Origin of the sequence: Exiguobacterium aurantiacum DSM 6208, assembly GCF_000702585.1 — a bacterium.
Taxonomy (GTDB): domain Bacteria; phylum Bacillota; class Bacilli; order Exiguobacteriales; family Exiguobacteriaceae; genus Exiguobacterium; species Exiguobacterium aurantiacum.
This window is the reverse complement of sequence record NZ_JNIQ01000001.1, coordinates 587829-601820: the sequence shown is the minus strand read 5'-3', so window position 1 is coordinate 601820 and position 13992 is coordinate 587829. Positions and strand designations below refer to the sequence as shown.

9 protein-coding genes are annotated in these 13992 nt (G+C 49.8%); all 9 read right to left on the bottom strand.

What is annotated here, in order from left to right; translation table 11 throughout:
• Window positions 1-18: 18 nt before the first annotated feature.
• On the bottom strand, window positions 19-645 hold the full coding sequence (gene rplC / locus P398_RS0103250) for a 50S ribosomal protein L3 (protein WP_024372182.1): 627 nt from the start codon (window positions 643-645) through the stop codon (window positions 19-21).
• Window positions 646-706: 61 nt separating this feature from the next.
• Complete coding sequence (gene rpsJ, locus P398_RS0103245) at window positions 707-1015, bottom strand: 30S ribosomal protein S10 (RefSeq protein WP_016508894.1); 309 nt, start codon at window positions 1013-1015, stop codon at window positions 707-709.
• Window positions 1016-1393: 378 nt separating this feature from the next.
• A complete protein-coding gene (locus tag P398_RS16315; RefSeq protein WP_051638856.1) occupies window positions 1394-1903 on the bottom strand; it encodes a nucleotidyltransferase family protein in 510 nt (169 codons plus the stop codon).
• 100 nt (window positions 1904-2003) lie between these two features.
• Window positions 2004-3191, bottom strand: coding sequence for an elongation factor Tu (gene tuf, locus P398_RS0103235; protein WP_024372180.1), 1188 nt, complete (start codon window positions 3189-3191; stop codon window positions 2004-2006).
• Between the two features lie 115 nt (window positions 3192-3306).
• Window positions 3307-5385 carry an elongation factor G gene (fusA, locus tag P398_RS0103230; protein WP_024372179.1) on the bottom strand — a complete coding sequence of 693 codons (2079 nt, stop codon included), beginning with the start codon at window positions 5383-5385 and terminating at the stop codon, window positions 3307-3309.
• Between the two features lie 116 nt (window positions 5386-5501).
• Window positions 5502-5969, bottom strand: coding sequence for a 30S ribosomal protein S7 (rpsG, locus tag P398_RS0103225; RefSeq protein ID WP_021066600.1), 468 nt, complete (start codon window positions 5967-5969; stop codon window positions 5502-5504).
• A 51-nt stretch (window positions 5970-6020) separates the two neighbouring features.
• Window positions 6021-6443, bottom strand: coding sequence for a 30S ribosomal protein S12 (gene rpsL, locus P398_RS0103220; RefSeq protein ID WP_012727683.1), 423 nt, complete (start codon window positions 6441-6443; stop codon window positions 6021-6023).
• Window positions 6444-6731: 288 nt separating this feature from the next.
• Window positions 6732-10331, bottom strand: coding sequence for a DNA-directed RNA polymerase subunit beta' (gene rpoC / locus P398_RS0103215; RefSeq protein WP_029334047.1), 3600 nt, complete (start codon window positions 10329-10331; stop codon window positions 6732-6734).
• Window positions 10332-10353: 22 nt separating this feature from the next.
• Window positions 10354-13902 carry a DNA-directed RNA polymerase subunit beta gene (gene rpoB, locus P398_RS0103210; RefSeq protein ID WP_029334046.1) on the bottom strand — a complete coding sequence of 1183 codons (3549 nt, stop codon included), beginning with the start codon at window positions 13900-13902 and terminating at the stop codon, window positions 10354-10356.
• Between the last annotated feature and the right edge of the window lie 90 nt (window positions 13903-13992).

Here is a 13992-nt window from a genome sequence, read left to right as displayed (position 1 = left end):
TCCTTTCCGTGCAGTTAATTAGTTACCTTTTACCGCTGTTTTGATGATGACGTTCGACTTGCGAGCGCCTGGGATTGCGCCTTTAACGAGTACAAGGCCACGTTCCACGTCAACTTTAACAACTTCAAGGTTTTGAATCGTTTTACGCTCTCCGCCCATTTGACCAGGAAGAAGTTTCCCTTTGAATACGCGGTTAGGAGCTACAGGACCCATCGAACCAGGACGACGGTGGTAGCGCGAACCGTGAGCCATTGGTCCACGTGATTGTCCGTGACGCTTGATCGCACCTTGGAATCCTTTACCTTTTGAAGTACCTGTAACGTCTACTAATTCACCTGCAGCGAAAATGTCCGCCTTGATCTCTTGACCGATTTCGTATCCTTCTACTGAAGTACGAATCTCTTTGATGAAGCGCTTAGGTGTCGCGTTTGCTTTCGCAGCGTGACCTTTTGCCGGTTTGTTTTGACGTGATTCTTTCACGTCGCTGAAACCGAGTTGAACTGCTTCGTAACCGTCTGTTTCAACTGTTTTAAGTTGAAGCACGACGTTTCCTTCGACAGCAACTACTGTTACTGGTACGACTTCGCCTGCTTCGTTGAAGATTTGAGTCATACCGAGTTTTGTTCCTAAGATTCCTTTAGCCATGAGATACACCTCCTGTTTAATAATTATTGTCTCTTCTGGCTAGTATCTACTATATGAAGAATTAAAGTTTGATTTCGATGTCAACACCTGATGGTAATTCGAGGCGCATAAGCGCATCAACCGTTTTTGGTGTTGGGTTGACGATGTCGATCAAGCGTTTGTGTGTACGCATCTCGAACTGCTCACGAGCATCTTTGTACTTGTGAACCGCACGAAGGATCGTGTAGATCGATTTGTCAGTTGGAAGCGGGATTGGTCCCGAAACCTTTGCACCTGAACGCTTCGCAGTTTCAACGATTTTCTCAGCTGATTGATCGAGAACGCGATGGTCGTATGCTTTTAAACGAATACGGATTTTTTCATTTGCCATGTAAGTTTCCCTCCTTTGTCGCCTATTTTAAAAATAGACAGTTCTCCGCGGAAATTTCCACACCGGCCATGGCAAAGCTGCCTGGCGTGTCATAACCTCCCGCTTCATCGCAGCGTGCTTGTGTCAGCAGAAGTATCCGATCATTGCAAATCAACGATTGGACCCGTTTTCTGCTGTAAAGTCTCTCACCACTCGCACAAACACTTAATCATTATATCGAATCTGCAAATGAATTGCAAGATTTGATTTTCTTGAACGCGCCGGATGTCTGATGAGTTATTCAACGTTCACTAATGTAACAAGATTCCTGACCTTTTGCAAGCTATTTTCCTTCTTTTGTTGAACTATTTTCGAACCGAACCCTCGTGCCAACTCCGCCTAGCGTTTCATCAGGTCACGGAAGCGCGTCATCACACTCTCAACAACTGAGGCTGGCGCCCGTTTCAAGCAAGTTTGGAGCACCGTTTCGTCTAACTCGGCTGTCTGGAAGTAGTCATGCAGTAAATCCACTTTTTCTTTTCGTCCCATCACGCTGTAAAGGACGACCCACTCTTCTAGTCGCATCCATCCGGCTCTCGGTTCAATGAAAGGATGCGTATAAATCCCGTCGGTGCACTTCATTCGAAAACTTGCCATCACATCGATCTCCACGCCTTCGAACACATACTCTCCAAAATAAGTCGTCATATAATCCGGATCCGGTTTTGTGTCAAGCTTCTCCCCGACACGGCTCAGCACGTTGTCCAATCGTTCAAATTGATCTGGTTCAACAAAGACGTCCAAGTCGTTCGCCGTTTCGACTAGCCCGTACTGTTGGAGCAAAGTAGAACCTCCGATCCGACATGCGATTCCGTTCAATCGACAGAGCGCTTCGAGTTTCGCAATCATCGCCTTCACTCCTTCCTTCTGCAATATGTCCCATTTTAACACGATGTATAACGCAAATAAAAAAAGCAGTCCGCATAAAGCGGACTGCTTACGTCACCGATTACTCGATGATTTCTGTTACAGAACCAGCACCTACAGTACGGCCACCCTCACGGATTGAGAAACGTGTTCCGTCTTCGATCGCGATTGTAGAAATCAATTCGATCGTCAACTCGATGTTGTCTCCTGGCATTACCATTTCAGTACCTTCTGGAAGGTGAACGATACCTGTTACGTCAGTTGTACGGAAGTAGAACTGCGGACGGTAGTTCGCGAAGAATGGCGTGTGACGGCCACCCTCTTCTTTAGAAAGAACGTAGATTGAAGCTTTGAATTTAGAGTGCGGTGTGATTGTACCTGGCTTAGCAAGTACTTGTCCACGCTCGATGTCTTCACGTGATACACCACGGAGAAGAGCACCGATGTTGTCGCCAGCTTCAGCGTAGTCGAGAAGCTTACGGAACATCTCTACACCAGTACATACAGTTTTCTTAGTTTCTTCTGTAAGACCAACGATTTCAACTTCGTCGTTGACGCGGAGAACACCACGCTCAACACGACCAGTCGCTACAGTACCGCGACCAGTGATTGAGAATACGTCCTCAACTGGCATCATGAAGTCTTTGTCCGTGTCACGAACTGGCTCAGGGATGTACTCATCAACAGCGTTCATGAGTTCCATGATTTTTTCTTCCCACTGAGCTTCGCCGTTAAGCGCGCCAAGTGCTGAACCTTTGATTACTGGAAGGTCGTCGCCTGGGAAGTCGTACTCAGAAAGAAGTTCACGGATTTCCATCTCAACGAGCTCGAGGAGTTCTTCGTCGTCGACCATGTCAACTTTGTTCATGAATACGACGATGAAAGGAACACCTACTTGACGTGAAAGAAGGATGTGCTCACGTGTTTGTGGCATTGGGCCATCAGTTGCAGAAACAACGAGGATCGCGCCGTCCATTTGTGCAGCACCAGTGATCATGTTTTTAACATAGTCAGCGTGACCTGGGCAGTCAACGTGTGCATAGTGGCGTTTCTCAGTTTCGTACTCGATGTGAGCAGTTGCGATTGTGATACCGCGCTCACGCTCTTCAGGAGCACCATCGATTTGGTCAAACTTTGTAGCTGCTTTACCTTGTGCTTTTGAAAGTACAGCTGAGATCGCTGCAGTCAAAGTTGTTTTACCGTGGTCGACGTGGCCGATAGTACCAACGTTAACGTGCGGTTTAGAACGGTCGAATTTTTCTTTACCCATTCTAGATTCCTCCTCTATTAGACAATTAGTTTTTTATTTAACTAGGAAGACGTAGGCTACTTTTAACATACGTCCTCCTTAGCTTACAACAATCAATTCAGCGTTACAACCGTTATTAGCCGTTCGCTTTTTTGATGATTTCTTCAGCAATTGACTTCGGTACTTCTTCGTAGTGGTCGAAGTGCATCGAGTACGTTCCACGTCCTTGTGTACGTGAACGGAGTGACGTTGCATATCCGAACATTTCCGAAAGTGGAACCATCGCTTTAACGACTTGCGCGTTACCGCGTGCTTCCATACCTTCTACGCGTCCACGGCGTGACGTGACGTCACCCATGATGTCTCCCAAGTATTCTTCTGGGATAACGACTTCAACACGCATCATTGGCTCAAGAATAACAGCTTTCGCTTGTTCCTTAAGTTGTTTAACCGCCATCGAAGCAGCAACTTTAAACGCCATCTCGTTCGAGTCGACATCGTGGTACGATCCGAAGACGAGGGCAGCTTTAACGTCAACTACTGGGTAACCAGCGAGGATACCGTTTTCGAGTGCTTCTTCAATCCCGTTTTGAACAGCTGGGACGTATTCACGTGGTACGACACCACCGACGATCTTGTTCTCGAATGCGAATCCAGCGCCTTCTTCGTTCGGCTCGAATTCTACGACAACGTGACCGTACTGACCGCGTCCACCTGATTGACGTACGAATTTCGAATCGATCTTCGCAGCGCCACGGATTGTCTCACGGTAAGCAACTTGTGGTGCACCGACGTTTGCTTCTACTTTGAACTCGCGACGCATACGGTCAACGAGGATATCAAGGTGAAGCTCACCCATACCAGAGATGATCGTTTGACCAGTCTCTTGGTTTGTTTCAGTGCGGAAAGTTGGATCCTCTTCTGCGAGTTTCGCGAGGGCTTGACCCATCTTGTCTTGGTCTGCTTTCGATTTAGGCTCGATTGCGACCGAGATAACCGGTTCTGGGAATGTCATTGACTCGAGAACGACGTTGTCTTTCTCTGAGCAAAGCGTATCACCAGTCGTTGTATCTTTAAGACCAACGGCAGCGGCGATGTCACCAGCGTATACCATTGGGATCTCTTCACGGCTGTTCGCGTGCATTTGAAGGATACGACCGAGGCGCTCACGCTTCCCTTTAGTCGAGTTCTTCACATACGAACCAGCAGATGCTGTACCAGAGTACACACGGAAGAATGTCAATTTACCGACGTAAGGGTCAGTCATGACTTTGAACGCGAGTGCCGAGAACGGTGCGTCGTCCGAAGGTTCACGCGTGATTTCTTCTTCTGTGTCGAGGTTAACACCTTTGATTGACTCAACGTCAACTGGTGACGGGAGGTAATCAACAACAGCGTCCAACATCAATTGAACACCTTTGTTTTTGAAGGCCGAACCGACGAGTACAGGGTAGAATTCTACGCTGAGCGTTGCTTTACGAATACCAGCTTTGAGTTCTTCGATTGAGATCTCTTCGCCTTCGAGGTATTTCATCATCAACTCTTCGTTGTAGTCCGCGACCGCTTCGATCAATTGACCGCGAAGTTCTTCAGCTTCATCAGCCATGTCAGCTGGGAAGCCATCGATTACTTCGATGTCAGTACCGAGGTCGTTCGAGTACATGTACGTCTTCATTTCGACGAGGTCGACGATTCCTTTGAATTCGTCTTCCGCACCGATTGGAAGTTGGATTGGGTGTGCATTTGCGTGCAAACGCTCGTGAAGTGTTTTTACCGAGTACAAGAAGTCCGCACCGATCTTATCCATCTTGTTGACGAATACGACACGTGGAACACCGTAAGTCGTCGCTTGACGCCATACAGTTTCTGTTTGTGGTTCAACACCTGACTGAGCGTCAAGTACTGCAACTGCGCCATCGAGTACACGGAGTGAACGTTCAACTTCAACTGTGAAGTCTACGTGTCCAGGTGTATCGATGATGTTAACACGGTGGCCATTCCACTGTGCAGTCGTCGCAGCAGAAGTGATCGTGATTCCACGCTCTTGCTCCTGCTCCATCCAGTCCATTTGTGAAGCTCCTTCATGAGTTTCACCAATTTTATGGATACGACCTGTGTAATAAAGAATACGTTCAGTCGTTGTCGTTTTACCGGCATCGATGTGTGCCATGATCCCGATGTTACGAGTATTCTTTAGGGAGAATTCTCTTGCCATACTGGGTATTCTCCTTCCGCATGTGTTTTTCGTGTGCTGGCACACGATATGATTATACCCGAAAGCCACTCCATTAAGCCACCGCTTGGTGACGTGGAGTGGTCTTTACGTTTAAATTACCAACGATAGTGAGCAAACGCTTTGTTCGCTTCTGCCATCTTATGCATGTCTTCGCGTTTCTTAACTGAAGCACCAGTGTTATTGGCTGCATCCATGATTTCATTCGCGATACGTTGCTCCATCGTCTTCTCGTTGCGGAGACGAGCGTAGTTCACGAGGTAACGAAGACCAAGTGTCGTACGGCGCTCTGGACGAACTTCAACAGGAACTTGGTAGTTTGCTCCACCAACACGGCGAGCTTTAACTTCAAGTACAGGCATGATGTTGTTCATTGCTTCTTCGAACACTTCCATAGGCTCTTTGCCTGAGCGTTCAGCGATGAGACCAAATGCGTTGTAAATGATAGTTTGAGCTGTACCTTTTTTACCGTCTAACATGACACGGTTAATGAGGCGAGTTACCAATTTCGAGTTGTAGATCGGATCTGCGATAACGTCACGACGTTCTGCACGGTTTTTACGCATCCGAGTACCCTCCTTTCAAAATTTCAGTAGTTGTAGTTTAGTTGGCGAGAATTACTTCTTCGCAGCTTTCGGACGTTTCGTACCGTATTTCGAACGGCCTTGCATACGTCCGTCAACACCTGCAGTGTCAAGCGCACCACGAACGATGTGGTAACGTACCCCTGGTAAGTCTTTTACACGTCCTCCACGGATAAGAACAACGCTGTGCTCTTGAAGGTTGTGGCCAATACCTGGGATGTACGCAGTCACTTCGATTTGGTTAGTCAAACGAACACGAGCATACTTACGTAACGCCGAGTTCGGTTTCTTCGGAGTCATTGTACCAACACGTGTACAAACACCACGTTTTTGTGGTGAGCTCACGTTTGTTTGTGACTTGATGAAACTGTTGTAACCTTTGTTAAGTGCTGGAGAGTCAGATTTGACGACTTTCGATTTACGTCCTTTACGGACTAACTGGTTGATAGTAGGCATCTTTGAAGATCCTCCCTTCCTGAATTGTGCTATTTTCTAGACCCACCGACCCGGGTGGTTCATTTAAGGTCATAACGAAACGCTTTTACGAGGCGTAGGCATTCCATGACCTCGCAAAAACGTGAGTTATACCTTGAAAGTGGCAAAGATAGCAGCCAAATCTTTCTGTAGGAAAGATCGGGTGACGTCCAAGTAGCTTGCCGACTGCTGGACACCGTTGTCTACGACAACAACCGATTGGCGGCACTAAATCATAGTAGCACCGCCAACCAATGCTGTCAAGACGTTTTATTCTACTGTCGTGTCTTCGAGAGCGACTTCTGCCGCGTCCTCTTTAAGTTGAACATCGCGGTAAACCGGCATCCCTGTACCAGCAGGAACGAGCTTACCGATGATGACGTTCTCCTTGAGGCCGAGGAGATAGTCACGCTTGCCTTTGATGGCAGCGTCTGTCAACACGCGAGTCGTTTCTTGGAACGAAGCGGCCGAGAGGAACGAATCTGTCTCAAGCGACGCTTTCGTGATTCCGAGAAGGACCGGTTTGGCCGTCGCCGGGCTCTTGCCTTCGCGGAGTGCAACTTTACATGCTTCCTTGAAGACGCTGATGTCGACGAGCGAACCTGGGAGAAGCGGCGTGTCACCCGACTCGATGACTTTGACGCGGCGAAGCATTTGGCGAACCATGACTTCGACGTGTTTGTCGCCGATTTCTACCCCTTGCATCCGGTATACTTTTTGAACTTCTTGGAGAAGATAGTTCTGGACACCAGATACACCACGGACGGTGAGCAATTCTTTCGGATCGATCGAACCTTCCGTGAAGACTTCCCCAGCTTCGACCGTATCACCGATTTGGACACGGAGACGTGCTCCGAACGGAATCGTGTACGTACGTGTCTCGCTGAGTCCTTCGACTGTGAGTTCGCGCTTGTCGCGTGACTCTGTGAAGTCGATGACCGTACCCGGAATTTCCGAGATGACCGCTTGCCCTTTCGGGTTACGGGCCTCGAATACTTCTTGGATACGCGGAAGACCTTGTGTGATATCATCTCCGGCTACCCCACCTGTGTGGAAGGTACGCATCGTAAGCTGCGTTCCTGGCTCACCGATCGATTGCGCGGCGATGATTCCGACTGCTTCCCCAACTTCAACGTTCGAACCGGTCGCCAAGTTGCGTCCGTAACACTTCTTACATACGCCGTGTGACGTGTTACATGTAAAGGCAGTACGGATTTCAACTCGTTCGATGCCGGCATCGACGATTTCGCGGGCAAGATCTTCGGTGATGAGTTGGTTCTTCTCGACCATGACTTCTCCCGTTTCCGGATGTGCCACTGTCTCGAACGCTGTACGGCCGACGAGGCGGTCATACAAGTTTTCGATTTCTTCCGTACCTTCGCGGAGGGCGGCGACGCGAATCCCGCGGTCCGTTCCACAATCTTCTTCACGGATGATGACATCTTGGGCAACGTCGACGAGACGACGCGTCAAGTAACCTGAGTCAGCCGTCTTAAGGGCTGTATCAGCAAGACCTTTACGCGCACCGTGCGTCGAGATGAAGTACTCTTGAACCGTCAGACCTTCACGGAACGACGATTTGATCGGAAGTTCGATGATGCGGCCAGATGGAGCGGCCATCAAACCACGCATCCCTGCGAGCTGCGTGAAGTTGGACGCGTTACCACGGGCACCTGAGTCTGACATCATGAAGATCGGGTTCAAGCGGTTGAGGGATTTCATCAATCGTGACTGAATCTCATCTTTCGCTTCGTTCCACGACCGGACGACACGCTCATAGCGCTCATCTTCAGTGATGAGACCACGGCGGAACGATTTCATGATTTGGTCGACTTGAGTTTGCGCTTCATCAAGGATTTCTTGTTTATCCGGAAGAACGATGATATCTGAGATACCGACCGTCACACCCGCTTTAGTCGAGTGTTTGAATCCGAGATCTTTCATCCGGTCAAGCATGCGGCTCGTTTCAGTCGTTTCAAACTTCTGGAACACTTCCGCGATGACTTTTCCAAGGAATCCTTTTTTGAACGGCTCGACGAGTGGACGAGCGGCGATTTCTTCCGCAACGTTCGCTCCTTTGTCGATGAAATACTTGTCAGGCGTTGCTTCCTGTAAGTTTTCCATCGTCGGCTCGTTCAAGTATGGGAACGTGTTCGGCAAGATCTCGTTGAAGATCATCTTACCGACCGTTGTGATCAACAATTTCTCATTTTGTTCGTCAGTGAACGTCGGGTTGTTGAGCGTACGCGCCGGAACCGCCACACGCGAGTGCAAGTGGACGTAACCGTTTTGATACGCGATGAGCGCTTCATTGACGTTCGACATGATTTTCCCTTGACCGATGGCATCGTCGCGTTCAAGCGAGATGTAGTAGTTACCGAGGACCATATCCTGCGATGGTGTAACGACCGGTTTTCCATCTTTCGGGTTCAAAATGTTTTGGGCTGCGAGCATGAGAAGACGTGCTTCTGCTTGCGCTTCAGCTGAAAGTGGGACGTGGACCGCCATTTGGTCACCATCGAAGTCGGCGTTATAAGCCGTACAAACGAGTGGGTGTAGACGAATCGCACGGCCCTCGACGAGGATCGGTTCGAACGCTTGAATCCCGAGACGGTGAAGTGTCGGGGCACGGTTCAAGAGAACCGGGTGCTCACGGATGACATCTTCGAGGACGCCCCAGATTTCTGGTTGCATCTTCTCAATTTTGCGTTTGGCGTTCTTGATGTTCGACGCGATGCCGCGACCGACGAGTTCTTTCATCACGAACGGTTTGAAGAGTTCAAGCGCCATCTCTTTCGGGAGGCCACATTGGAACATCTTCAAGTTTGGTCCAACGACGATAACCGAACGTCCTGAATAGTCGACCCGCTTACCGAGAAGGTTTTGACGGAAACGGCCTTGTTTCCCTTTCAACATATGTGAAAGCGACTTAAGTGGACGGTTACCTGGACCGGTTACCGGACGACCACGACGACCGTTGTCGATGAGGGCGTCAACCGCTTCTTGAAGCATACGCTTCTCGTTTTGCACGATGATGTTCGGCGCGCCGAGGTCGAGCAAACGTTTGAGACGGTTGTTACGGTTGATGACTCGACGATATAAATCGTTCAAGTCAGATGTTGCGAAGCGTCCACCGTCGAGCTGCACCATCGGGCGAAGCTCTGGCGGAATGACAGGAAGCACTTCGAGGATCATCCAATCTGGATCATTCCCCGATGTGAAGAACGCATCGAGCACTTCAAGGCGTTTGATCGCACGTGTACGACGTTGACCTTGAACCGTCTTCAATTCTTCGCGAAGTTCTCCGACTTCCTTCTCGAGTTGTACGTCTTGAAGGAGTGTCCGAATCGCTTCCGCACCCATGTCTGCTTTGAAGTCGCTACCGTATTTCTCACGGTAGAGACGGAACTCTTTTTCCGAGAGGAGTTGCTTCTTCTCGAGCGGTGTGTCACCTGGCTCGGTCACGACGTACGACGCGAAGTAAATCACTTCTTCGAGCGCACGTGGTGACATATCGAGCACAAGCCCCATCCGGCTTGGAATCCCTTTAAAGTACCAGATATGCGAAACTGGTGCCGCGAGCTCGATATGGCCCATACGCTCGCGACGCACTTTCGCTTTCGTCACTTCAACGCCACAGCGGTCACAAATGACTCCTTTATAACGGATTCGTTTGTATTTCCCACAGTAACATTCCCAGTCTTTCGTCGGACCGAAGATTCGTTCACAGAACAATCCGTCCTTCTCTGGTTTAAGTGTACGATAGTTGATTGTTTCCGGCTTTTTGACTTCCCCGTAAGACCACGAACGGATCTTTTCCGGTGAAGCCAAGCCGATTTTCATATATTCAAATCGATTAACATCTACCAAGGGGCCGACCTCCCTTTTCGCCTTATTCCTCTTCCGTAACAGTCGGTTGAACGACTTGTTCTAACGCCGATGTTGCGTTCGGGATGTTGTCGTCATCTTCATCTTTCATTTCGACTTCTTCATCGTCCGCAGACATCATCTTGACTTCCATACCGAGCGCTTGAAGCTCTTTGATCAAGACGCGGAATGATTCAGGAACGCCCGCTTTCGGAACGCTCTCGCCTTTCACGATCGCTTCGTACGCTTTCACGCGACCGACCGTGTCATCCGACTTGATTGTCAAGATTTCTTGAAGCGTGTAGGCTGCGCCGTACGCTTCAAGGGCCCAAACTTCCATCTCACCGAAGCGCTGACCACCGAACTGTGCTTTACCACCGAGCGGTTGTTGCGTGACGAGCGAGTAAGGTCCTGTCGAACGTGCGTGAAGCTTGTCATCAACCATGTGCGCGAGTTTGATCATGTACATGACACCGACAGAGACGCGGTTATCGAACGGTTCACCAGTACGACCGTCATAGAGACGAGTCTTGGCATCTTTGTCCATTCCGGCTTCTTCAATCGTTGCCCATACGTCTTCCTCACGCGCACCATCGAATACAGGTGTCGCCACTTTGATGCCGAGCTTTTTAGCCGCCATTCCAAGGTGGAGTTCAAGTACCTGACCGATGTTCATACGCGATGGTACACCGAGTGGGTTAAGCATGATGTCAATCGGTGTGCCGTCTGGCATATATGGCATATCTTCTTCAGGGAGGATGCGCGAGATAACACCTTTGTTACCGTGACGTCCCGCCATCTTATCTCCTTCGTGAATCTTACGTTTCTGAACGATATAGACACGAACCATTTGGTTCACGCCTGGTGAGAGTTCGTCACCGTTTTCACGGTCGAACACTTTGACGTCCAAGATGATGCCGTCGCCGCCGTTAGGTACACGGAGTGACGTATCACGGACTTCACGTGCTTTCTCACCGAAGATCGCGTGCAAGAGACGCTCTTCCGCCGTCAATTCAGTCACACCTTTAGGCGTTACTTTACCGACGAGGATGTCGCCATCCTTGACTTCCGCACCGATGCGGATGATCCCACGATCGTCCAAGTTGCGAAGCGCGTCATCACCGACGTTCGGAATGTCACGCGTGATTTCTTCAGGTCCGAGTTTCGTGTCTCGTGACTCTGACTCGTACTCTTCGATATGAATCGAAGTGTAGACGTCGTCTTTCACGAGGCGCTCACTCATGATGATCGCATCCTCATAGTTGTAACCGTCCCAAGTCATGAAGGCGACAACGACGTTACGGCCGAGCGCGAGCTCACCCATATCCATCGATGGACCGTCTGCAAGGATTTCTCCTTTTTCGACTTGGTCACCAGCAGCGATGATCGGCTTTTGGTTGTAGCACGTCCCTTGGTTTGAACGAACGTACTTTTGAAGTTTGTAGCGGTCAAGGTCACCTGAAACCATTGATCCGTTCACGTCAGACGTGCGGCGGACCAAAATTTCACGAGCTGTGACACGCTCGACGACACCCGGGTATTTCGCGATGATCGCGGCCCCAGAGTCTTTCGCTGACACGTACTCCATACCAGTACCGATGATCGGCGAGTCTGGTTGAAGAAGTGGTACAGCTTGACGTTGCATGTTCGCTCCCATGAGGGCACGGTTCGAGTCATCGTTCTCAAGGAACGGGATACATGCCGTTGCGGCAGAAACAACCTGTTTCGGCGAAACGTCCATGTAGTCAACTCGGCTCGGCTCGACTGACAAGTTTTGTCCGCGGAAGCGGCAAAGGACTTGCTCGTCGGCAAAGTGACCGTCTTCAGTGAGCGGCATGTTCGCCTGGGCGACGACGTAGAGATCTTCTTCGTCCGCCGTCATATATTGAATCTCGCCTGTGACGAGACCAGTTTCCGGGTCAACGCGACGGTACGGTGCTTCGATGAAGCCGTACTCGTTCACTTTCGCATAAGACGAAAGCGAGTTGATGAGACCGATGTTCGGTCCTTCCGGCGTTTCGATCGGACACATCCGACCGTAGTGCGAATAGTGAACGTCTCGAACTTCGAAGCCGGCGCGCTCACGTGTCAAACCACCCGGCCCAAGTGCAGAGAGACGACGCTTGTGCGTCAATTCCGCGAGCGGGTTCGTTTGGTCCATGAACTGTGACAACTGCGAGCTACCGAAGAACTCTTTCAGCGATGCGATAACCGGGCGAATGTTAATAAGCGCCTGCGGTGTGATCGCGTTTTGATCTTGAATCGACATCCGTTCTTTTACGACACGTTCCATACGAGAAAGTCCGATACGGAATTGGTTTTGGAGAAGTTCTCCGACTGAACGAAGACGACGGTTTCCTAAGTGGTCGATGTCATCTGTTGTTCCGACTTCGTGAAGTAAGTTGAAGAAGTAGTTGATCGATGCGATGATATCGGCCGGTGTGATGTGTTTCACGCTGCGGTCGATATTGCCGTTACCGATAATGTTCAAGACACGCTCTCCATCTGGGTCATCCGGTGAGATGACTTTGATCGATTGAAGGCCGAACGGCTCGCCTTCCGCGACGCCACCCGTAGGTTCCGCGTCCATGTAGCCAAGGCCGTTCTCCAAGTAAGGGAGGACACGGTCGAGGTTACGACGGTCGAGCACAGTGCCGGCTTCGGCGATCACTTCACCTGTTTCCGGGTCGACGAGTGGTTCCGCCAACTTTTGTCCGAACAAGCGATTCTTTAGATGAAGCTTTTTGTTCATCTTATAGCGACCAACGTTTGCGAGGTCATAGCGTTTCGGGTCGAAGAAACGTGAGACGAGAAGTGATTTCGCGTTTTCAACCGTTGGTGGTTCACCAGGGCGGAGACGCTCATAAATCTCGATCAACGCTTTTTCCGTCGACTCGGTGTTATCTTTTTCAAGGGTGTTACGAAGATATTCGTCGTCGCCTAAAAGGTCGATAATTTCTTGGTCCGTGCCGAATCCGAGCGCACGCAACAACACCGTTACCGGGATTTTACGGGTACGGTCGATACGGACATACACGATATCTTTGGCATCTGTTTCAAGCTCGAGCCATGCACCACGGTTCGGGATGACTGTCGCGCCGAAACCACGCTTACCATTCTTATCGAGTTTCGAGTTGTAATAAACGCTCGGCGAACGAACAAGCTGGGAAACGATGACGCGCTCGGCGCCGTTAATGATAAACGTTCCCGATTCTGTCATGAGCGGGAAATCCCCCATGAACACTTCTTGCTCTTTAAGTTCACCTGTCTCTTTGTTTTGCAGACGTACTTTTACGCGAAGTGGCGCAGAGTAAGTAACGTCTCGCTCCTTCGATTCATCGATCGAATACTTCGGCTCGCTGAGCGAGTAGTCGATGAACTCGAGTACGAGGTTTCCTGTGAAGTCAGAGATTGGCGAAATGTCCGTGAACATCTCTTTCAATCCTTCACGTAAGAACCACTCATAAGAAGCAGTTTGAATTTCAATCAAATTCGGAAGCTCTAATACCTCACTGATACGGGCAAAGCTTCTTCTCTGACGGTGACGACCGTACTGAACAAGTTGACCAGTCAACTGATTCACCTCGCAGACCCCCAATTCTTTAGCGAATTTTTCGGGCGTAATAATCGAACATTGTCATTGAATGTCGCTCTTTTTCCGCGT